This window comes from Pseudomonas frigoris (genome assembly GCF_047758635.1).
GTDB classification, from domain to species: domain Bacteria; phylum Pseudomonadota; class Gammaproteobacteria; order Pseudomonadales; family Pseudomonadaceae; genus Aquipseudomonas; species Aquipseudomonas frigoris.
The window spans coordinates 1810701-1831191 of the sequence record NZ_CP180479.1 but is presented as its reverse complement, the minus strand read 5'-3'; the positions used below and the strand labels follow the sequence as shown (position 1 = coordinate 1831191).

The window sequence follows — 20491 nt, the reverse complement described above, 5'->3', positions numbered from 1 at the left end:
AATACACTTGAGGCTATCGGATGAGCATCGCATTCAACATATCTCCTGGTGATTTCGCCGAGCAATATCAGGAAAAAAAGCCGCTACTAATAAAGAGCGCAGTCGCCAAAACCTATTTCCCTTGGCAAGAGGCGAATGAAGTCTATAACAATAGTGACGTCGCATCCGAAGACCTCAAATTATTTCTGAATGGTTTGATACCCAAACACGAATACACCGAAAAATACCTAGAAATCGGCACATTGCGACATAGACTTGTCAAACCGACTGTCTATGAGTACTTAAAAAACGGCGCTACATTAATCGCCAATAAAATTAAACACTCTGGAAAAGTCGACCAACTTTCAAGACAAGTAGCAGTATTTACTGGAAGACAGGTAGTTAGTAGTGCTTACGTGGCGCTAGGTGAAAAGGAATCATCTCCCTGCCACTGGGATACCCGGGATGTGTTTGCAATTCAATTGATTGGTCGTAAGCGTTGGATAATTTATGAGCCGTCAATGGAGTCTCCCATATTTACTCAACAAAGCAAAGACTACAAAGATCAGCATCCTTGCCCATCAGATCCTTACATGGACATTATCTTGGAAGCCGGGGATATCTTATATATTCCACGCGGTTGGTGGCATAACCCTCTACCATTGGGAGAGCCAACTTTCCATCTATCCGTGGGGACGTTTCCTGCCTTAACGGTAGATTATCTATCTTGGCTATTCACACATATTGAAAATTACGCAGACTCACGAAAATCTCTCAATAATTGGCGACAGGATGGTAGAACTCTCGCCTCCGTAGGTAATCATATCAATGAGTTGATAAACAACCCTGAAAACTATCATCGTTTCATAGATGAGTTTACCGGCGCCACTCGCATAGATTCACCATTAGCTCTGGAGTTTTTTGGAAATCCTAGCGCCAGCGCACTGCCCGAGCACCTTGGTGTTCGGATTTGTGCAATCTGTTATCCAGGCTTAGACAGTGGTTATATTATTGCTAACGGCACTCGACTAAACCTCGACTTAAAAAGCTTAAAAATAGTTCAACACATAGCAGAGTCGCCTGGATCCAGCATCATAAAACTAAGAGACAAACTCCCAGAAATCCCCTACAGCGAACTAAACACGATAATCACCCAACTATGCCGGCAAGACATTTTAGAAATACTCGATTACTGATTGAAGTTTTATTTCTTAGGGCATGCTGAACTATGCGAGTAACGTTACAAGCAGAAAGGCAGGAGTGCGGACTCGCCTGCCTAGTCATGATCGCGGCTTTTCATGGATTGCATTTGGACCTAGCGAATATTCGCAGACGCTTCTCCATTTCCCTAAAAGGAACAAACTTAGCTCAACTGATGCGCTACGCCCATTCATTAAACTTCTCGTCTCGCCCACTGCGCTTGGAGTTAGACGAAGTATTTAGGCTGAAAACTCCATGCATCTTGCACTGGGACCTTGATCACTTCGTAGTACTGGAGAAATTAAAAGGACAAAAACTAATACTGCTAGACCCTGCTTTTGGTCGAAAAGTCATGACGATCGCAGAGTCATCACAACATTTTACCGGAGTAGCATTAGAGTTAACGCCCAATGCGATATTTCAACCCGAGTCTCTGAAGCCTCGGATCCGCCTGAGTTACTTCACTAAACATGTTGTCGGATTAAAGCGTGCCTTGGCCAACATTTTCGTCCTTGCATTAGGAATAGAAATTGTTGCATTGCTAGCTCCACAAGTAACTCAGTGGGTGGTAGATGGCGCACTGGTATCGGCGGATCACGATCTATTGCTGCTAGCGGCAATTGGTGGCTGCCTGTTAATGGTGACTAGTTTTGTGCTGAGGATGGCGCAAGGATGGATGGGATTGCGCCTGAGTCAACAGTTAGCAATTCAGCTATCGGGAAACTTATTCAGTCATATGTTACGCCTACCTTGGTCGTATTTTGAAAAGCGTCAACTTGGGGATATTGCGGCTCGCTTTCAATCGCTTTCCGCTATTCGCAACGTTTTAACCAACAGTGCAATCACCGCGATCCTCGACGGGGTGGTCACATTGATTACTCTGACCATGATGTTTCTTTACAGCACAACACTAACAGTGATCGTTTTAACCGCGCTAGCCTTATACTGCACATTAAGAATTATATTTTACTTTCCCTTGCGTAATGCTTCTGAAGAACGCATCGCGCTGAGCGCACGAGAAAACTCGTACTTTCTGGAAACCATAAGAGCAGTTTTACCTCTCAAGCTATTCAATGGCACTACATTGCGCTTGGCAACCTGGCAAAATCTGATTATCGACGTTCAAAATAGAGATATAACAACACAAAAGTTATTATTGATGTTTGCCAGCCTTAATACCCTGATATTTGGACTGGAAGGAATGTTACTTCTCTATGTCGGAGGAGTAGCGGTACTACACGGCGCACTATCGTTAGGCATGCTACTGGCCTTCATTGCCTACAAGGGGCAATTCACTGGACGTGCAAGCAAACTAATAGATCTGAGCATCGAAATCCGGATGCTTTCGCTCCATACCGAACGGCTAGCAGACATCGCGTTAGAAGAACCAGAGCCGGACGAAGCAATTGAAACGGACCTGGAACGTATAGAACCAAGCATTGAATTCAGAGAAATTTCTTTCAGATATGCTCCAAACGAACCATGGGTAATTAAAAATCTTTCACTTATGGTCCACGCAGGAGACTCAGTTGCTATCGTCGGCCGTTCTGGCTGCGGAAAAACAACATTATTCAAGTTATTACTTGGCTTGCTTACACCGACAGAAGGGGAGATTTTGATCGGGGGAATACCAACGCGTCAACTCGGAAGTCTGGCTTGTCGAAATTTGGTCGGATCGGTGATGCAAGATGATCAATTACTGGCCGGTTCATTAGCTGAAAACATCTGTTGTTTCGAACCTCACTTCTGCCAGGAACGCATGAAAGAAGCAGCTAAACTTGCAGATATCGACAAAATTATAGGCAGTATGCCTATGGGCTACCAGACATTGGTATCTGAGTTGGGAACGGGGCTCTCCGGAGGAGAGAAACAGCGAATTTTATTAGCGCGAGCCTTATATCGAAAACCGAAAATACTTGCTTTGGACGAAGCCACTAGCCATCTAGATTTACACAGTGAACAGAATGTAACTAAGGCGTTAAACGAAATGCCGACGACTCGAGTATTTATTGCTCACCGTCGTGAAACCCTCGCTTTCGCTAAGCGCCTTGTTCGCCTAGATAATGGGGCGCTCGTGGAAGACGTCTGTCTCGATAAAACAAAGGCTCACGTGTGAAGACAGGGAATATTGTGCTAGGAGCAACAATGTTACTAGGCGCAGTAGTCGCTCAGGCCAACGGCTGTGATCTTCTGCAAACCTATCGACAAGCATTAGTTCATGATGCCCATTACTCTGCGGCAAAAGCCCAACTACGCGCGGGATATGAACGTTCAACACAAGGCCGAGCTGGGCTTTTGCCCCATGTATCGCTAGATGCCCAGACTCATTGGATGGAAACAGACTACCAAGTCCCGAACGGTAACATTCAACACAAAAGACAAAATCGTAGTTACGGTATACAGCTAATACAGCCAGTCTTTCGTTGGCAGAATTGGATTCAGTTTCAGCAGGGAGAGCTTCAACGTGTACAAGCGCAAATTCAGTTCGAACGCGCGGTGCAGGACTTGCTGCTGCGGGTCGCTCAAGCCTATTTTGAAATCCTAAATGCAACTGACGTACTTGAGGCGGTTCGAGATCTGCGCACCGCGGATGCAGAACAATTGGAGAGCGCCAAAAAAATGTTTGAAATTGGTAACGTCAGCATTATCGATGTACATGAAGCTCAAGCCAGTTTTGATCGAAGTATGGCGCAGTTTATCAAAGCTAGAAGTGATCTTGATCTAGCTCAATTCAACTTAGTTCGAATCACTGGGCAGAATCCCAGCGCACTGAAAGGCTTGCACGACAGCGTGGTTCTTTCACCTCCGCAGCCATTTGAGCTCGCCACATGGGTAGCGGCGGCTCAGCGGGATAATCTTGGCGTGCAAACTCAAGAGCTACTCCTAGATATCGCCGGTAGCGAAGTACAAATCCGAAAAGCAGAACATCTTCCGACAGTTGATCTGGTAATCGGTCAAAACATGCAGCAAAACCCGAATGCCAATATCAATCGTACAAACTCATCTAGTATCGGACTGCGTTTGAACATACCAATTTATAGCGGGGGCAAAATTGGCTCTGCTACTCGGCAAGCGTTGGCTATGCAGGAGCAAACCGAGTTTGAATTGGATGATGCACGCCGTGCGGCTACGCTAGCAGCCAGACAGGCTTGGTCGGGGGTAGTGGATGGAATGGCGCAGGTTAAGGCGCTTGAGGCTGCGAAGTCGTCCGCACATTCGGCGCTGGCCTCCAATCACATCGGCTACAAGGTAGGCATGCGAGTTGGTATCGATGTATTGGAGGCTCAAGGCAAATTGAGCGACATCGTTCAACAGTTGTCTCGCGCCCGTTATGACACTTTGCTGGCTCAGCTACAGCTCAAGGCCGCAGCCGGAGCCTTAAGTGAAGTTGATATTACTGAAGTCAACGCATTGTTGAGCGGATAAAAACACGACCTCTGGCGGACTTAAAAATTCACGCTTTCGACCACTTTTCCTGACCCGCCATACACACATAGAACTCCCGCTCTTCCGGGTGTCCGCTCTGGCTGAAAATGATCAGGTTGTGCGACCAGGACAATTGCCGCACCAGTGGTGCGACTTTCTCTTCAGCGTGATAAGTCTCATAGAATTGGCGCATCCGGAACAAATTCGACCGGGTAAACCCGCGCAACCCCGGTTGAGTCTGAGCCAGATGCTCGGCCAATTGACTGACCACAGAATCGCCCCACTCAGCCTGTTCCAGCTTGCGACTGATGTAAGCACCCACCTGCCAATACAGCTCAATCAACTGGGTATTCACCGCCTGCATGGCCTGCTGCTTGGCACTGTGAATCAGCGCAAGTACTTCAGTCGTCGGCTGCGTTGCCGGGGACGCTGGATGCATTCATGCCGAACTCCTGCTGGACGAGGAAAAACGCGAGTCTATTCCGTCAAGTCAGGCTTAAGGTGTCGGCGATACCCTTTAGGAAAGGTCGTACAAAATAACGGGAATGCTCCGGCAAAATCAGAATGGTGGTGTCAGTGACGACGCCATCGCGAGCAAGCTCGCTCCCACATGGGGATCGGGGGTGATCACACCATTTGTGGCCGGCACACCTCCACTGTGGGAGCGAGCTTGCTCGCGATGGCGTCATCACTCACACCATCAATATCAGCCACCAACCGCATATTCAGTCGCAACCCTACCTCAGTATTCTCGGCCCACAAACTCCCGCCCTGACGCTGCACCGCATTCCGGGCAATGCTCAACCCCAAGCCGAACCCACCATCCCCCGGCCGTGAACCGTCGAGTCGAATGAACGGACAGAAGATCCGCTCAAGATCCGCCTCTGCCACCCCGCCGCCCTCATCCTCCAGCCACACATGCCAGAAGTCGCCATCGCGCTGCCCACCAAGGCGTACAACGCTGCCCTGCGGTGAATGACGAATGGCATTGCGCAGGATGTTTTCCAGCGCTTGAGCCAACGTATTGAGATGGCCGCGCACCCAGCAGGACGAATCCACCGCACACTGCAACTGGCTCGCCGGCCAGCCACTTTCATAGCAGGCATTTTCCGTGAGCATTTCCCACAACGCCTGAATCTGGATCGATTCGTCGGGCAGCGGCGCGCGTTCGGTGTCGAGCCAGGCCAGTTGCAGGGTGTCTTCCACCAGACGCTGCATGCCATCGACCTCTCGGCCAATGCGCTCGCGCAATTGCGTCAACCCCTGCTCGCTTTCGCTGGCCACCCGCAGGCGACTCAGTGGCGTGCGCAATTCGTGGGACAGGTCGCGCAGCAGTTGTTGTTGCAGGGCCACCGTGCTTTGCAGACGCTCGGACATGTGATCGAAGGCCCGGCCCAGTTCACCCAGCTCATCCGGGCGATTGGTGATGCGGCTCGACAAACGCACGTTCAACGGGTCGGCACGCCAGGCATTGGCCTGTTCGCGCAGACTGTTCAACGGCACGACCAGCAACCGATACAGACCGACGCACAACAGTAAGGTGAACAGCCCGGGAATCACCCCGTTGGTGATCACCCGCCAGAACACCCGGTATTGCCCGGGCACGAAACGCCGGGGCAGTTCGATCACCAGACTGCCGGCGGACGGATCGTTGGGAAAAGGCACTCTCAACCACGGCAAGCCTTTGGTATGGCGACTCGTCGGCCAATCCAGACCGCGTAAAAAGGTCAGGCGCCGGGTTTCTTTTTCCGTCAGCGGGTAACTGCTCAATGACTGCAAGTCACCGCCAATCACACCGACCCATGTCGACTCACGATGGCCGACGCTCTGCAACCAGGCATCGACACCTGCACTCTGACGCTGATTCCACGCCTGCTCGGCTTCGGCGGCGTAGCGCATCAGCGTGCCCCGTGCCTCGTCGGACAGGAACAGGTTTTTCTGTTCCATGTAGCGCCCCCAGGACCAACTGAGCCAGATCATCAGCAGACAGAACGCCACCAACAAACACGCCAGTTTCCAGAACAGCGAATGCCTGCCCGGCAGGTCAGTCCAATTCATCGCCAGCACTCAATACGTAACCCTTGCCCCAGACCGTACGCACTTCGCGCTCGAGGTAACCGACGGCCTTGAGCTTGCGGCGGATCTGGCTGATATGCATGTCGAGGCTGCGGTCATGGGGCGCGTAACCGCGCTGCAACACATGCTGGTAAAGGAAGGCTTTGCTCAGGACTTCATCGCCATTGCGGTTCAGCGTTTCCAGCAACCGGTACTCGCTACGAGTCAGGCCGGCAGCGTGTTCGCCATAAAAGACATCACAGCATTCATCGTCGAAACGCAGGCTGTCCGCCGAAGGGGCAATCGGTGCCGGCGCTGGCCGGCGGTCGAGCGCGACCCGTCGCAGGATCGCTTCGATGCGCACCCGCAACTCGACCATGCTGAAAGGTTTGGGCAGGTAATCATCGGCGCCCAGCCGAAAACCACTGATGCGATCCGCCTCGGCACCGAGCGCCGACATCAGCACCACGGGGGTGGAATGGCTCTGGCGCAACTGCGTCAGTACATTCAGCCCGTCCAGGCCCGGCAGCAGAATATCCATCAGCACCACATCGAAGGCTTGCTGGCGGGCGATGGTCAAGCCTTCCAGACCGTTCTGGCACCACGTCACCTGAAAACCGCAACGTCCCAGGTGCTCATGAACATAGGCGCCGAGTATGAGGTCGTCTTCTATAGACAGGATACGAGGGTGGCCAGCAGTGATGGGAGTCATGACTATCTGCAAATAATTCTCAGTTGGCGATTATTCAAGATTGCCTCGCTGTGGGCAACACAAGGTTTGCCCGTGACGTAAAAGTGGTGATCCGGCCGACGAATGCCGACATCAATTTTACGAAGATTGCCCGCCTGCAAATCGCTACACTGCGCAGGTGGCGCGTGCTGGACGTACGTGCAGGTCATTAAATCGCTGGATGCAGGAGAGATGCGTGCTCAAGAAACTGGGAATTAAAGGCCGCGTGCTATTGCTGACCCTGTTGCCGACCAGCCTGATGGCCTTGGTTCTGGGCGGCTATTTCACCTGGATGCAGCAATCCGACCTGCAAACCCAGCTTATGCAGCGTGGCGAGATGATCGCCGAACAACTGGCGCCCCTGGTGGCCCCGGCCATGGGCCACAAGAACACCGACTTGCTGGAACGCATTGCCACCCAATCCCTCGAACAAACAGACGTGCGCGCCGTTTCGTTCCTCGCGCCCGACCGCTCCCTGTTGGCCCATGCCGGCCCGACCATGCTCAATCAAGCGCCAATCGGCAACAGTTCGCAGATGCTGCGCCGCAGCGGCAATGACGCGACGCGTTACTTGCTGCCAGTGTTCGGCAAGCACCGCAATCTGGCCGGTGACGTGATTCCCGATGAAGCCGACCGCCTGCTGGGCTGGGTCGAACTCGAACTGTCCCACAACGGCATGCTGCTGCGCGGTTACCGCAGCCTGTTCGCCAGCCTGCTGCTGATCGGCGCAGGCCTGGCCGGTGCGGCGTTACTGGCGTTGCGCATGGGCCGGAGCATCAATCGGCCGCTGAGTCAGATCAAGCAAGCGGTGGCGCAACTCAAGGACGGTCATCTGGAAACCCGCCTGCCGCCCCTCGGCAGCCAGGAGCTGGACACACTGGCGTCCGGCATCAACCGTATGGCCGGCACCTTGCAGAATGCGCAGGAAGAATTGCAGCACAGCATCGACCAGGCCACCGAAGACGTACGCCAGAACCTGGAAACCATCGAGATCCAGAACATCGAACTGGACCTGGCACGCAAGGAAGCCCTTGAAGCCAGCCGGATCAAATCCGAGTTCCTGGCCAACATGAGCCATGAAATCCGCACGCCGCTCAATGGCATTCTCGGCTTCACGCATCTGCTGCAAAAAAGCGAGCTGACCCCGCGCCAGCTCGACTATCTGGGTACCATCGAAAAATCCGCCGACAGCCTGCTGGGGATCATCAACGAGATTCTCGATTTCTCGAAAATCGAGGCCGGCAAACTGGTGCTCGACCATATTCCGTTCAACTTGCGCGACCTGCTCCAGGACACGCTGACCATCCTCGCCCCGGCCGCCCACGCCAAGCAACTGGAGCTGGTGAGCCTGGTTTATCGCGATACGCCGCTGTCGCTGGTGGGTGATCCGCTGCGGCTCAAGCAGATCCTCACCAACCTGGTCAGCAATGCGATCAAGTTCACCCGCGAAGGCACCATCGTCGCCCGGGCCATGCTTGAAGAAGAGCATGAAGACAGCGTGCAACTGCGCATCAGCATTCAGGACACCGGCATCGGGCTGTCGAACCAGGACGTGCGCGCCTTGTTCCAGGCCTTCAGCCAGGCCGACAACTCGCTGTCCAGGCAACCTGGCGGCACCGGTCTGGGGTTGGTGATTTCCAAACGTCTGATCGAACAGATGGGTGGCGAGATTGGCGTCGACAGTACGCCCGGTGAAGGCTCGGAATTCTGGATCAGCCTGAGCCTGCCCAAAACCCGCGACGATGCCGAAGACCTGCCCGGACCACCGTTGCACGGGCGTCGGGTGGCAGTGCTGGAAAACCACGAACTGGCCCGACAGGCGTTGCAGCATCAACTGGAAGACTGCGGCCTCGAAGTCACCCCGTTCAATACGTTGGAAAGCCTGACCAATGGCGTGACCGGCGCGCATCAGACCGATCAGGCGATCGACCTGGCGGTGCTCGGCATCACCAGCAACGACATGCCGCCAGAGCGCCTCAATCAGCACATCTGGGACCTCGAACATCTGGGCTGCAAGGTGCTGGTGTTGTGCCCGACCACTGAACAGACGCTGTTCCACCTCTCGGTGCCCAACCCGCACAGCCAGCTCCAGGCCAAACCGGCCTGCACCCGCAAGCTGCGGCGGGCCTTGTCCGACCTGGTCAACCCGCGTCAGCACCGCAGCGAACCCGGCGAACCGGTGTCCAGCCGTGCGCCAAAAGTGCTTTGTGTCGATGACAACCCGGCCAACCTGCTGCTGGTGCAAACCCTGCTCGAAGACATGGGCGCCAAAGTCCTCGCGGTGGAAAGCGGTTACGCGGCGGTCAAGGCGGTGCAGACCGAAACCTTCGACCTGGTGCTGATGGACGTTCAGATGCCCGGCATGGACGGGCGGCAAAGCACCGAAGCGATTCGCCAGTGGGAAAGTGAACGGCATTGCACGCCGCTGCCGATCGTTGCCCTCACCGCTCACGCCATGGCCAACGAAAAGCGTGCGCTGCTGCAAAGCGGCATGGACGATTACCTGACCAAACCGATCAGCGAACGACAACTGGCCCAAGTGGTGCTGAAGTGGACCGGCCTCGCGCTGCGTAACCATGGGCCCGAGCGCTCCAGCGACAGCCACGGTGGCGGTCATGAATTGCAGGTGCTCGATCACGAAGAAGGTTTGCGCCTGGCCGCCGGCAAGGCTGATCTGGCGGCGGACATGCTGGCAATGCTGCTGGCGTCGCTGGAAGCCGACCGCGAGGCGATTCGCTTCGCCCGGGAAAACAACGACCAGAACGCCCTGATCGAGCGCGTCCATCGTCTGCATGGCGCGACACGCTATTGCGGCGTCCCGCAACTGCGCGCCGCCTGCCAGCGCAGCGAAACCCTGCTCAAGCAACAGGACCCCAAAGCCCCCAGCGCGCTGGAAGACCTCGACCGGGCCATCAATCGCCTGGCCGCCCATGCCCGTATAAATGCCTGATGTACATTCCAGGAGGACCGCATGCGCACGATTCTTTTCAGCAGCCAGACCTACGACCGCGACAGTTTTCTCAGTGCCGAGCTACCGGCCGGCATTGAACTGCACTTTCAATCGGCGCGACTGAGCCTTGATACGGTGGTGCTGGCGGAGCATCACGAGGTGGTCTGTGCTTTCATTAATGATGACCTCAGCGCGCCGGTGCTCGAACGCCTGGCCGCGGGCGGCACGCGCCTGATCGCCCTGCGCTCGGCCGGTTACAACCATGTCGATCTGGCAGTGGCAAAGCGTCTGGGGCTGGCGATTGTGCGAGTCCCCGCCTACTCGCCCCACGCGGTGGCGGAACATGCGGTGGCGCTGATCCTGGCGCTCAACCGACGCCTGCACCGCGCCTACAACCGCACGCGCGAAGGGGATTTCAGCCTGCACGGGCTGACCGGCTTCGACCTCGTGGGCAAGACCGTCGGCGTGGTCGGCACCGGGCAGATCGGCGCGACCTTCGCGAAAATCATGAACGGCTTTGGCTGCCAATTGCTGGCGTGCGACCCCTTCCCCAACCCGCAAGTCGAAGCCCTCGGCGCCCGTTACCTGAGCCTGCCGGAACTGCTGGCCGAGTCGCAGATCATCAGCCTGCACTGCCCGCTCAACGAACAAAGCAAACACGTGATCAATCGCGAGTCACTGGCGCACATGCAACCCGGTGCGATGCTGATCAACACCGGCCGTGGTGGTCTGGTGGACACGCCAGCGCTGATCGACGCGTTGAAGGACGGTCAGCTGGGTTATCTGGGGCTGGATGTGTATGAAGAGGAGGCGCAGCTGTTCTTCGAGGACCGTTCCGACCTGCCACTGCAGGACGATGTGCTGGCGCGGCTGCTGACCTTTCCGAACGTGATCATCACCGCTCACCAGGCCTTCCTGACCCGCGAGGCCCTGGGCGCGATTGCCGCGACCACCCTGCAGAACATCGCCGCCTGGGTGGCGGGCGCGCCAACGAATCTGGTGACGGGTGACTGAACCAGATCGAAGGTCATACGCCCGCGCCATGCTGCGCTGATGTCCGTGCTAGCATGCCGCGCATATTTGGAGGACCCATGGTCGAACACGATTTCCGCTACAGCCTGATGAACCCGCAACACACCCTCACCGAATGCCGCGCCCTTGTGCCGGGGCGTTATCAAGTCACCGGCAACGGCGGCTCGATTCGTAACAACGACGTGCTGGTAGTGACCCTCAAAGGCGCCAAGGACTTGTCCATGCGCCTGACCGTCGAAACGGTTCGCCACTTGATCAATCCGCCAGGCCAATGGGTCGCGGTGGCCAGTGGTCCGGTGTTCGGTGAACTGGCGATCCATACCTGGAAAGTCAACTGCGACAGCTGCGCCAAAGAGCTGAGCTTCGAGTTCGCGGTCGACGCCAAGCTGGGCAACAAGGCTGAAAAGCCTGCTGCCACCGCGCGGATCACCGAACTGGGCTGGACCACGGTTGGCGAGAAGCACCTGTGCCCGAAATGCCAGGAGCCCGCGTGATGAAACGCCTCGCTCTGACCGCTATGGTTGGCGCCAGCCTGCTGGGCTGCGCCGCCGAGCCGGTGCAATTGCAACAGAACCGCAGCTACATTCTGGAGTGGATTGGCGAACGTCCATTGATGGACTACAGCCACCTGACCGTCACCCTCGGTGAAGACGGTCGGGCCTACGGCAACGGCGGCTGCAACCACTGGTTCGCGCCGTACACCCTGGAAGGCGACAAGCTGAGCTTCGGCAAGGTCGGCAGCACGCGCAAACTGTGTGCGCCGGCGTTGATGGAGCAGGAGAAACGTTTCCTTCAGGCGTTGGAAAACGTTCAGCGTTGGGATGTCTCGCCGATCGACCAGATGCGTTTCTGGCCGGCAGAAGGGAAGCCGCTGCGTTGGTGGCTTGAAGAGGGTTGATCATCAGCCCCGAAAAGATCGCAGCCTCGCCAAGGCTCGACAGCTCCTACATGGATTACCGAACACCCTGTAGGAGCTGTCGAGCCTTGGCGAGGCTGCGATCTTTTGCTTCTAGTTCTTGGCCTGCAACGCCTCAAGCTTCGCCATCACCCCCGCCGCCGTCTGCTCCCCCATCAGTTGCTCCCGTACCTTGCCCTTGTTATCGATGATGTAAGTCACCGGCAACGCCTCACTGCGCGGCAACTCGAAAAGATCGGCCGGATCAGAAGCCAGCACGGTGAACTTGATGCCCAGTTTTTCACTGGCGCTTTTCAGCTCTTCACCCTGCACATTGTCGAAGTTGACCCCGAACACACCAATCTTCTTGGCCTTTAGCTGATCGGCCAGGGTGTTCAATTCCGGGATCTCGGTCCGGCACGGCCCGCACCATTCCGCCCAGTAATTGAGCACCAGCCATTGTTTGTCCAGACGTTCGGCGGCGACTTTCTGGCCGCTCTGGTCGATGCCATAGTCGTTACCACAGCCCCCCAGCAATAACGTACCGATGATCGCCAATGCCGCTGCCAGTCGCCTAGTCATGTCGTATTCCTTGTTCAAAATTGAATGCGCCTGCGACCCATCGCCTCCCAAGGTTCTGGATTACGCGCTGCACAGTTAGAATAGCCGTCACCTTACGCAAGATGCGAACCGCACATGACCGATCTGACGCTTTATCACAACCCGCGCTGCTCGAAATCCCGCGGTGCGCTCGAACTGCTCGAAGCCCGTGGCCTGACCCCGACGGTGGTCCGCTACCTGGACACCCCGCTCAATGCCGCGCAAATCCAGAGCCTGCTGACCAAGCTCGGCATCAGCGCCCGGCAACTACTACGCACCGGTGAGGACGAGTACAAAACCCTCAACCTGGCCGACAGCAGCCTCAGCGAGGCGCAATTGATCGCCGCCATCGCCGCCAACCCGAAACTCATGGAGCGACCGATTCTGGAAGTCGGCGACAAAGCCATCATCGGCCGGCCGCCGGAGAATGTGCTGGAGTTGCTGCCGTGAGTGCGCCGTACATTCTGGTTCTGTATTACAGCCGCAGCGGCTCGACCAATGAAATGGCCCGGCAGATCGCCCGGGGTGTCGAGCAGGCCGGCCTTGAAGCCCGGTTGCGCACGGTCCCGCCGATCTCGACCGAATGCGAAGCCGTGTCGCCGGACATCCCCGACGAAGGTGCGCTGTACGCCAGCCTCGACGATTTGAAGAACTGCGCGGGCCTGGCCATGGGCAGCCCGACCCGGTTCGGCAACATGGCCGCGCCGCTCAAGTACTTCCTCGACGGCACCAGCAACCTGTGGCTGACCGGCGCTTTGGTGGGCAAACCGGCTGGCGTTTTTACCTCCACCGCGAGCCTGCACGGCGGCCAGGAAACCACGCTGCTGTCGATGATGTTGCCCTTGCTGCACCACGGCATGCTGATCACCGGCCTGCCTTATAGCGAATCGGCCCTGTTGGAAACCCGTGGCGGCGGCACGCCTTACGGCGCCAGCCATCACGCCGGGGCCGATGGCAAAAGCGGCTTGAATGAACATGAAGTCGCGCTGTGTCGGGCCTTGGGCCTGCGCTTGGCGAAGACTGCACAGAAACTGGGGAACTGACGTGGCCAAAAAGCCGAAGATTTTACCCTCCATCGAATGGCTCGAACCGCGGGTCCGAGCGATGCGTGTCATCAGCCTGCTGTGCTACTTCGGTTTGGTGGGTTTGCTGTGCGCCTACTACCTGGTGGTCGCCGACCTGCACGGCGCCCGGCCGTGGGTGATTCTGCTGATCGAACTGGTGCCGCTGCTGTTGCTGGCGCCGGGGATGATTATCGGCAGTGCGCGCGGGCATTCATGGATGTGCTTTGTGGTGAACCTGTATTTCATCAAGGGCGCATTGGCCGCGTATGACCCGAACCGGCAGCTGTTCGGTTTGCTGGAAATGGGCGCGAGCCTGGCGGTGTTCTGCTCGGCGCTGTTGTATGTGCGGTGGCGGTTTCAGTTGAACCGCAAGTTGGCGGGTGAAGGCGAGACCTCCGCTGCCTGACACACCGCCATCGCGAGCAAGCTCGCTCCCACATTGGATCTGCGTCGTTCACAAATCCCCTGTGGGAGCGAGCTTGCTCGCGATGGGCGCGACTCGGTCTCAATGATTCACTGTGTACGCGAGCATCATCGAAATCTGGCTCATCGGCCGCCCGCCACTCTCTTCATGCCACTGGTTGAATACGCCCTGCACCGTGGCCAGATCCCGCAGACTGGTCGGCACCTTGTCGACGATCTTCTGCGCATTCAACGCCGCGACCACGTCGTAGCTCGGCACAAACGTGTCCTTACCCACCATCCGCAAGAACCGCGGTGCCGACAACCCGCCCAATTGATGACCGCGCTTTTTCAGGTAGGTCCACAACCCAACGATATCCGTGACCGGCCAATCGGCGATCAACGCGCCGAAGCTGCCCTTCTCATGCGCCACATCCAGAATGAACTGCGCGTTGCGCGGCACGCTCTTGAGTTTGCCCAGGTGACGAATGATCCGCGCATCCTGCATCAAACGCTCAAGGTGTTCGGCGCTCATCAGCACGACTTTCTCAGGGTCGAACTTGAAGAACACCTCTTCAAACGCTGGCCATTTGGCGTCCACCAGGCTGTGCTTGAGCCCGGCGCGGAAGACGCGCAGTGCCATGGTCGAGAGGTAGCGGTCGTCGCTGATCTTGCGCAATTGCGCCGAGGTTTTCGGAACGGGCAGATGGGCTTCCAGTTCAGCCGCTGAACCGAAGCGGTTCAGACAGTATTCGTGTAGCCACTTGTAATCGCGCATGCCCTCTCCTGAGGTAATCGAAAAACCTGTGGGAGCGAGCTTGGTCCGGGCGGCGTTCCGACGATTGCGGAGTATCAGTCGACATCTCTGCTGAATGACACACCGCTATCGCGAGCAAGCTCGCTCCCACAATTTTGTTCAGATGTTTACAACATTGACGAAGCGCGAAGCTGCGGTTTCATCGATCTTGAGGTTGGTGAAGTCGAACAGATTGCGGTCCGCCAGCTGCGACGGGATCACGTTCTGCAAGCTGCGGAATATGCTTTCGGTCCGGCCTGGCGTCTTGCGTTCCCACTCCTGAAGCATGTCCTTGACCACCTGACGTTGCAGGTTTTCCTGAGAACCGCAGAGGTTGCACGGGATGATCGGGAATTGCTTGAAGTCCGAGTAGGCCTGGATGTCTTTTTCGTTGCAGTAGGCCAGCGGGCGGATCACCACGTTGCGGCCATCGTCGGCGCGCAACTTCGGCGGCATGGCTTTGAGCGAACCGTTGAAGAACATGTTCAGGAAAAAGGTCTCGACGATGTCGTCGCGGTGATGACCGAGGGCCATCTTGGTCGCGCCGATTTCGTCAGCGAAGGTGTAGAGCGTGCCGCGACGCAGGCGCGAGCACAGCGAACAGGTGGTCTTGCCCTCCGGGATCAGCTCCTTGACCACTGAATAGGTGTCTTTCTCGACGATGTGGTACTCGATGCCCAGCTCTTTGAGGTAGGCCGGTAGCACGTGCTCAGGAAAACCCGGCTGCTTCTGGTCCATGTTCACGGCCACGATCTCGAACTTGATCGGAGCGACCTTCTGCAAGTGCATCAGCACGTCGAGCATGGTGTAGCTGTCCTTGCCACCGGACAGGCAGACCATGACCTTGTCGCCATCTTCAATCATGTTGAAATCGGCAACAGCCTCACCGGCCTGGCGGCGAAGGCGCTTTTGCAGTTTGTTCTGGTTGACCGTAAGAGTGCCCATGACGCGAAATCCGTGAGGTGTGACGAAAGGCCGGCATTTTACGCAAAAACCGGTCACGGGCGAAGAGCCCCCTATCCTCTGTGGGAGCGGGCTTGCTCGCGAATGCGGTGTGTCAGTCGAAACCATATTGCCTGACACACCGCATTCGCGAGCAAGCCCGCTCCCACATGGATTGTGGTGACAGACCCTGCGGCGATTAGCAGGCGTGTTTACAGCGCAATTTGCTCTAAAGCCCTGCAACCTGCGTCGTTAAGTCCTTTCTATACTGCGACATAAGGTCGCACACATATCCAGACCTTTCCTTACTCGGCCACTTTGGCCCGTAGGCGCTCCACTGGGGGGCGACGGCAAAAACAAGAGGAGTGACTGGCATGATCCATCACGTAGTGGGGCTCTTCACCCACCCTGACCAAGAATGGAAAGAGATCCGTGGCGATCAGGAGGAAAGCATCAGCCACATGTATCTCACTCATACCCTGATTCTGGCGGCGATCCCCGCGGTGTCCGCGTTTATCGGCACCACTCAGGTCGGCTGGGTCATTGGCAGTCGCGCACCGGTGATGCTCACGGTGGAAAGCGCGATATGGATGACGGTCATGTCGTACCTGGCGATGCTCGGCGGTGTGGCGGTAATGGGCGCGTTCATCCACTGGATGGCTCGTACCTATGACGCCAACCCTAGTCTGGCACGCTGCGTTGCATTTGCGACCTACACCGCGACACCGCTGTTTATCGGCGGTCTGGCGGCGCTGTACCCACACATGTGGCTTGGGATGATCGTCGGCACCGCGGCCATCTGCTACACGGTGTACCTGCTGTATGTGGGGCTACCCACTTTCATGAACATTCCATCAGACGAGGGATTTCTGTTTTCAAGTTCGGTGCTTGCTGTTGGCCTGGTGGTGTTGGTGGCCATCATGGCGTTCACTGTAATTGTCTGGGGACTCGGCGTGGGGCCGGTCTACACCAATTAGCAACACATCACCCAAAAACAAGATCTGCCAACACAGGCCGCCGCAAGGCGGCCTTCTAATGCTCAAGGATAGAAAACGGTGACGACCATTCGGCGCCTCGGCGATTCGCAACTCTCGAGGGTTGCGGCATACTCGACGTCTCTGGAGATCCATCAAGCATGCCCGAGCAACTCAATACCCGCGTCGAAGACTGTTACCAACTCGCCGAATCCTTTTTCAAACGACCTTTCAAACGCCCCGTGGTGAGCCTCAAGCTGCGCGGGCAAAAAGCCGGTGTCGCGCATTTGCACGAGAACCTGCTGCGCTTCAATCCGCAGCTGTACCGGGAAAACACCGAAGACTTCCTCAAGCAGACCGTGGCCCACGAGGTGGCGCACCTGATCGCCCATCAACTGTTCGGCGATCGCATCCAGCCGCATGGCGAAGAGTGGCAACTGATCATGCGCGGCGTGTACGAGCTGCCGCCCAATCGTTGCCACACCTATGACGTCAAACGCCGCAGCGTGACCCGCTACATCTACAAGTGTCCGTGTGCGGACAGTGACTTTCCGTTTTCGGCCCAGCGCCATGGCTTGGTGCGGCAAGGGCGGCGGTATTTGTGTCGGCGGTGCCGGAGTACGTTGGTGTTCAGCGGGGAAATGCGGGTCGAGTAGTTAGATTTTCTGTGTTTGTGCCGGCCTCTTCGCGAGCAAGCCCGCTCCCACACTGGATTTATGTCACGCCGAAGATCCCCTGTGGGAGCGGGCTTGCTCGCGAAGGCGTCCTGGCAGGCGCTACACAACCACCTTGGCAGCCCGCAATTGCTCGATCCGCTCAGCACTAAACCCCAACTCCCCCAACACCTGATCCGTATGCTGCCCCAGCGCCGCGCCAATGTGCTTCGGCTCAGGCAACCCCTCTGAAAACTTCAACGGACAGGCCATCTGCGCCTGAGTCGTCCCATCCCCACGCGGCACTTCGGTCACCAGCGCCCGAGCCTTCAACTGCGGATGCCGCACCGCTTCGCCCAAACTCAACACCGGCTCGACACACGCATCCAACGTGGCAAACAGCGCGCACAACTCGGCGAAATCGCGCGTCTCGAATTCAATCCTCAGCGCGTTCTTCAGCGCCTTCTGCAAGGCTGGTTCAGGCGATAAGCCCAAAGTTTCCAGCTCCTCCAGCCCCAGCGCCGCACACAGTTGTTTCATAAACGCGGGCTCCAGACTGCCCACCGAGAACCAGCGCCCATCGCGGGAACGGTAATAGTCATAGAAACTGCCACCGTTGAGCATCTGATCCTCCCTTCCCGGCTCCACGCCACAGGCCAGATACCCGGCGCCGGCCATGGCGTTCAGGCTGAACACGCAGTCGGTCATGCTCACATCCAGTTGCTGCCCCTGCCCGGTCTGCTGCCGGGCGATGACCGCCGCCAGCAGCCCGATCACCCCGTGCAACGAGCCACCGGCGATATCCGCCACTTGCATGCCCAACGGCAGCGGCCCGCTGTCGGCGCGGCCGGTGTAGCTCGCCAGCCCCGCCAGCGCCAGGTAGTTGATGTCGTGGCCGGCGCGGTCCTTGTAGGGGCCGGTCTGGCCGTAACCGGTGATCGACACGTAGATCAGTTTCGGATTGATCGCCTTCAAGGCTTCATAACCCAGGCCCAATCGTTCCATCACACCCGGGCGGAACTGCTCCAGCACGATGTCGTAGTCCGCAAGCAACTGCTTGATCACCTCCAGCGCCTCAGGTTGCTTGAGGTCCAGCGCCAGGCTGCGCTTGTTGCGATTGAGGTAGGCGTGGCTGGCAGAAACACCCTGATCGTGAGGCGGCAATACCCGCAGCAGGTCCATGCGCGTAGGCGATTCTATGCGCAGCACCTCGGCGCCCATGTCTGCCAGCAACAACGAGGCGAACGGCCCCGGCAGAAGTGTCGAGAAATCCAGAACCTTGAGTGATGCCAGTGGACCGAGCATGGGCGTTCTCCGTAAACGATGTTCCCAGACTAGGCAGCCGACGGCGTTGCAGCAATCACCTTATGCATCAGTTGCGCTGACCGTTGCGCTCAAATCCCAGGCATGAAAAAACCCGCCGAAGCGGGTTTTTTCAGTGCAGCCGTCTTACTTGACGTTGCTTGGGGTTGGGCCTTCGGCCACGCCCAGGTCGTCTTCAACGCGTTCGTCGGAGATACCGCGACCGCCAGAAGCCAGTTCCGCGTGCATCACGTCGGTGTCCAGTTCCTTGACCCACTTGGCGACAACCAGGGTGGCAACAGCGTTACCGACCAGGTTGGTCAGGGCACGGGCTTCGGACATGAAGCGGTCGATACCGAGGATCAGCGCCAGGCCGGCAACCGGCAAGTGGCCAACAGCGGACAAGGTGGCCGCCAACACGATGAAGCCACTACCGGTCACACCGGCGGCGCCTTTGGAGGACAGCAGCAACACCACCAGCAGGGTGATCTGGTGAGTGATGTCCATGTGGGTGTCGGTTGCCTGAGCAATGAACACCGCTGCCATGGTCAGGTAGATCGCCGTACCGTCGAGGTTGAACGAGTAACCGGTCGGGATCACCAGACCCACAACGGATTTCTGCGCGCCCAGACGTTCCATCTTGATCAGCATGCGTGGCAGTACCGATTCCGAAGAAGAAGTACCCAGCACGATCAGCAGTTCTTCACGGATGTAGCGGATCACTTTCAACACGCTGAAGCCGTGAGCGCGAGCGATACCGCCCAGCACCACCAGAACGAACAACAGGCAAGTGATGTAGAAGCACAACATCAACTGGCCCAGTTGCACCAGCGAACCCACACCGTAGGCACCGATGGTGAACGCCATGGCACCGAAGGCACCGAGTGGCGCGAGTTTCATGATCATGTTGATGATGTTGAACATCACGTGAGCGAAGCGATCGATGAAGTCCAGGATCGGCTTGCCGTAGGCACCCAGGCGATGCAGGGCGAAACCGAAGATCACCGAGAACATCAGCACTTGCAGGATATCGCCTGTGGCGAACGCGCCGACGATGGTGGACGGGATCACGTTCAACAGGAAGCCAACAACGCTTTGATCAGCACCGGCCGCTACATAAGCAGCGACTTTGGAGGCATCCAGCGTAGTGACGTCGATGTGCATGCCAGCACCCGGCTGCACGATATTGACCACCACCAGACCGACCAACAATGCAATGGTCGAAACGATTTCGAAGTAGAGCAGCGCGTAACCGCCGGTCTTGCCGACCGACTTCATGTTCTGCATGCCCGCGATACCGCTGACGACGGTGCAGAAGATGATCGGGGCGATGATCATTTTGATCAGTTTGATGAACCCGTCACCCAGCGGCTTGAGGGCTACACCGGTCTGCGGGTAGAAGTGACCGAGCAGGATGCCGATGGCAATAGCAACGATCACCTGGAAATACAGGGATTTGTACAGTGGCTGACGAGTCGTCATTGCAAAGTT

The 20491-nt window shown here is 57.0% G+C and carries 19 protein-coding genes and 1 pseudogene; 12 read left to right on the top strand and 8 right to left on the bottom strand.

The genetic code is table 11. From position 1 onward, the window contains the following. Positions 1-20 precede the first annotated feature (20 nt). The 3 genes from ACMXYH_RS08265 to ACMXYH_RS08255 are packed head-to-tail and all read left to right on the top strand — an operon-like array spanning position 21 to position 4605. Positions 21-1175, top strand: a complete 1155-nt coding sequence (locus ACMXYH_RS08265; RefSeq protein WP_415766799.1) for a JmjC domain-containing protein — start codon at positions 21-23, stop codon at positions 1173-1175. A gap of 32 nt (positions 1176-1207) precedes the next feature. Continuing rightward, positions 1208-3295: a peptidase domain-containing ABC transporter gene (locus ACMXYH_RS08260; protein ID WP_415766798.1), complete on the top strand. Its 2088-nt coding sequence runs from the start codon at positions 1208-1210 to the stop codon at positions 3293-3295. Between the two features lie 29 nt (positions 3296-3324). Continuing rightward, positions 3325-4605, top strand: coding sequence for a TolC family outer membrane protein (locus ACMXYH_RS08255; protein WP_415766797.1), 1281 nt, complete (start codon positions 3325-3327; stop codon positions 4603-4605). Positions 4606-4639: 34 nt separating this feature from the next. Here the strand turns inward: ACMXYH_RS08255 and ACMXYH_RS08250 are convergent. The 3 genes and pseudogenes from ACMXYH_RS08250 to ACMXYH_RS08240 form a co-directional block, all read right to left on the bottom strand. Beyond that, a pseudogene (locus ACMXYH_RS08250) lies at positions 4640-5044 on the bottom strand (DUF1016 N-terminal domain-containing protein); the annotation flags it as partial. A gap of 188 nt (positions 5045-5232) precedes the next feature. Beyond that, positions 5233-6663 carry a histidine kinase sensor domain-containing protein gene (locus ACMXYH_RS08245; RefSeq protein ID WP_415766796.1) on the bottom strand — a complete coding sequence of 477 codons (1431 nt, stop codon included), beginning with the start codon at positions 6661-6663 and terminating at the stop codon, positions 5233-5235. Beyond that, entirely contained in the window at positions 6650-7372 is a 723-nt protein-coding gene (locus ACMXYH_RS08240) for a response regulator transcription factor (RefSeq protein WP_415766795.1), read from the bottom strand. The genes ACMXYH_RS08245 and ACMXYH_RS08240 overlap by 14 nt, the downstream gene beginning before the upstream one ends. Positions 7373-7586: 214 nt before the next feature. On the opposite strand from ACMXYH_RS08240, the gene ACMXYH_RS08235 reads away from it, so the two are divergent. From ACMXYH_RS08235 to ACMXYH_RS08220, 4 genes are all read left to right on the top strand, one after another. Further along, positions 7587-10340 carry a response regulator gene (locus ACMXYH_RS08235; RefSeq protein ID WP_415766794.1) on the top strand — a complete coding sequence of 918 codons (2754 nt, stop codon included), beginning with the start codon at positions 7587-7589 and terminating at the stop codon, positions 10338-10340. A 21-nt stretch (positions 10341-10361) separates the two neighbouring features. Then, positions 10362-11354 (top strand): 2-hydroxyacid dehydrogenase, encoded by a 993-nt coding sequence (locus tag ACMXYH_RS08230; RefSeq protein WP_415766793.1) that lies wholly within the window; start codon positions 10362-10364, stop codon positions 11352-11354. Between the two features lie 77 nt (positions 11355-11431). After that, a complete protein-coding gene (locus tag ACMXYH_RS08225) occupies positions 11432-11866 on the top strand; it encodes a hypothetical protein (RefSeq protein ID WP_129437562.1) in 435 nt (144 codons plus the stop codon). Beyond that, positions 11866-12270: an META domain-containing protein gene (locus tag ACMXYH_RS08220; RefSeq protein WP_134422728.1), complete on the top strand. Its 405-nt coding sequence runs from the start codon at positions 11866-11868 to the stop codon at positions 12268-12270. Before ACMXYH_RS08225 ends, ACMXYH_RS08220 begins: the two co-directional genes overlap by 1 nt. Positions 12271-12381: 111 nt before the next feature. Here the strand turns inward: ACMXYH_RS08220 and ACMXYH_RS08215 are convergent, their stop codons facing one another. Next, positions 12382-12849 carry a TlpA disulfide reductase family protein gene (locus ACMXYH_RS08215; RefSeq protein WP_415766792.1) on the bottom strand — a complete coding sequence of 156 codons (468 nt, stop codon included), beginning with the start codon at positions 12847-12849 and terminating at the stop codon, positions 12382-12384. Between the two features lie 114 nt (positions 12850-12963). Between ACMXYH_RS08215 and arsC the strand changes: the two genes are divergently transcribed. From arsC to ACMXYH_RS08200, 3 genes are read left to right on the top strand one after another with little or no spacing between them, the layout of a single operon-like run. Beyond that, on the top strand, positions 12964-13317 hold the full coding sequence (arsC, locus tag ACMXYH_RS08210; RefSeq protein WP_129437568.1) for an arsenate reductase (glutaredoxin): 354 nt from the start codon (positions 12964-12966) through the stop codon (positions 13315-13317). After that, positions 13314-13910, top strand: a complete 597-nt coding sequence (gene wrbA / locus ACMXYH_RS08205; protein ID WP_111451702.1) for an NAD(P)H:quinone oxidoreductase — start codon at positions 13314-13316, stop codon at positions 13908-13910. The genes arsC and wrbA overlap by 4 nt, the downstream gene beginning before the upstream one ends. A 1-nt stretch (position 13911) precedes the next feature. Further along, the gene (locus tag ACMXYH_RS08200; protein ID WP_347802256.1) at positions 13912-14337 is read left to right on the top strand and encodes a DUF2069 domain-containing protein; all 426 of its coding nucleotides are present in this window, start codon (positions 13912-13914) and stop codon (positions 14335-14337) included. 99 nt (positions 14338-14436) lie between these two features. Here ACMXYH_RS08200 and ACMXYH_RS08195 read toward each other — a convergent pair whose 3' ends face one another. Both ACMXYH_RS08195 and ttcA read right to left on the bottom strand, forming a co-directional pair. Beyond that, on the bottom strand, positions 14437-15111 hold the full coding sequence (locus tag ACMXYH_RS08195) for a DNA-3-methyladenine glycosylase I (RefSeq protein ID WP_415766791.1): 675 nt from the start codon (positions 15109-15111) through the stop codon (positions 14437-14439). A 138-nt stretch (positions 15112-15249) separates the two neighbouring features. Further along, positions 15250-16074, bottom strand: a complete 825-nt coding sequence (gene ttcA, locus ACMXYH_RS08190) for a tRNA 2-thiocytidine(32) synthetase TtcA (protein WP_129437571.1) — start codon at positions 16072-16074, stop codon at positions 15250-15252. Between the two features lie 371 nt (positions 16075-16445). Here ttcA and ACMXYH_RS08185 point away from each other — a divergent pair, with 371 nt between their 5' ends. Both ACMXYH_RS08185 and ACMXYH_RS08180 read left to right on the top strand, forming a co-directional pair. Further along, positions 16446-17048, top strand: a complete 603-nt coding sequence (locus ACMXYH_RS08185) for a Yip1 family protein (RefSeq protein ID WP_008147981.1) — start codon at positions 16446-16448, stop codon at positions 17046-17048. 158 nt (positions 17049-17206) lie between these two features. Further along, positions 17207-17701, top strand: coding sequence for a SprT family zinc-dependent metalloprotease (locus tag ACMXYH_RS08180; RefSeq protein ID WP_033055255.1), 495 nt, complete (start codon positions 17207-17209; stop codon positions 17699-17701). Positions 17702-17821: 120 nt separating this feature from the next. Here ACMXYH_RS08180 and ACMXYH_RS08175 read toward each other — a convergent pair whose 3' ends face one another. Beyond that, positions 17822-19003: a CaiB/BaiF CoA transferase family protein gene (locus ACMXYH_RS08175; protein WP_129437573.1), complete on the bottom strand. Its 1182-nt coding sequence runs from the start codon at positions 19001-19003 to the stop codon at positions 17822-17824. Positions 19004-19147: 144 nt separating this feature from the next. Next, positions 19148-20482, bottom strand: coding sequence for a dicarboxylate/amino acid:cation symporter (locus tag ACMXYH_RS08170; RefSeq protein ID WP_415766790.1), 1335 nt, complete (start codon positions 20480-20482; stop codon positions 19148-19150). Positions 20483-20491: the final 9 nt, after the last annotated feature.

What these genes read in the sequence shown, in the direction of transcription:
- ACMXYH_RS08265 (WP_415766799.1), top strand. Translation starts at nt 21, where the DNA reads ATGAGCATCGCATTCAACATATCTCCTGGTGATTTCGCCGAGCAATAT.
- ACMXYH_RS08260 (WP_415766798.1), top strand. Translation starts at nt 1,208, where the DNA reads ATGCGAGTAACGTTACAAGCAGAAAGGCAGGAGTGCGGACTCGCCTGC.
- ACMXYH_RS08255 (WP_415766797.1), top strand. Translation starts at nt 3,325, where the DNA reads ATGTTACTAGGCGCAGTAGTCGCTCAGGCCAACGGCTGTGATCTTCTG.
- ACMXYH_RS08245 (WP_415766796.1), bottom strand. Translation starts at nt 6,663, where the DNA reads ATGAATTGGACTGACCTGCCGGGCAGGCATTCGCTGTTCTGGAAACTG.
- ACMXYH_RS08240 (WP_415766795.1), bottom strand. Translation starts at nt 7,372, where the DNA reads ATGACTCCCATCACTGCTGGCCACCCTCGTATCCTGTCTATAGAAGAC.
- ACMXYH_RS08230 (WP_415766793.1), top strand. Translation starts at nt 10,362, where the DNA reads ATGCGCACGATTCTTTTCAGCAGCCAGACCTACGACCGCGACAGTTTT.
- ACMXYH_RS08225 (WP_129437562.1), top strand. Translation starts at nt 11,432, where the DNA reads ATGGTCGAACACGATTTCCGCTACAGCCTGATGAACCCGCAACACACC.
- ACMXYH_RS08220 (WP_134422728.1), top strand. Translation starts at nt 11,866, where the DNA reads ATGAAACGCCTCGCTCTGACCGCTATGGTTGGCGCCAGCCTGCTGGGC.
- ACMXYH_RS08215 (WP_415766792.1), bottom strand. Translation starts at nt 12,849, where the DNA reads ATGACTAGGCGACTGGCAGCGGCATTGGCGATCATCGGTACGTTATTG.
- arsC (WP_129437568.1), top strand. Translation starts at nt 12,964, where the DNA reads ATGACCGATCTGACGCTTTATCACAACCCGCGCTGCTCGAAATCCCGC.
- ACMXYH_RS08195 (WP_415766791.1), bottom strand. Translation starts at nt 15,111, where the DNA reads ATGCGCGATTACAAGTGGCTACACGAATACTGTCTGAACCGCTTCGGT.
- ttcA (WP_129437571.1), bottom strand. Translation starts at nt 16,074, where the DNA reads ATGGGCACTCTTACGGTCAACCAGAACAAACTGCAAAAGCGCCTTCGC.
- ACMXYH_RS08185 (WP_008147981.1), top strand. Translation starts at nt 16,446, where the DNA reads ATGATCCATCACGTAGTGGGGCTCTTCACCCACCCTGACCAAGAATGG.
- ACMXYH_RS08180 (WP_033055255.1), top strand. Translation starts at nt 17,207, where the DNA reads ATGCCCGAGCAACTCAATACCCGCGTCGAAGACTGTTACCAACTCGCC.
- ACMXYH_RS08175 (WP_129437573.1), bottom strand. Translation starts at nt 19,003, where the DNA reads ATGCTCGGTCCACTGGCATCACTCAAGGTTCTGGATTTCTCGACACTT.
- ACMXYH_RS08170 (WP_415766790.1), bottom strand. Translation starts at nt 20,482, where the DNA reads ATGACGACTCGTCAGCCACTGTACAAATCCCTGTATTTCCAGGTGATC.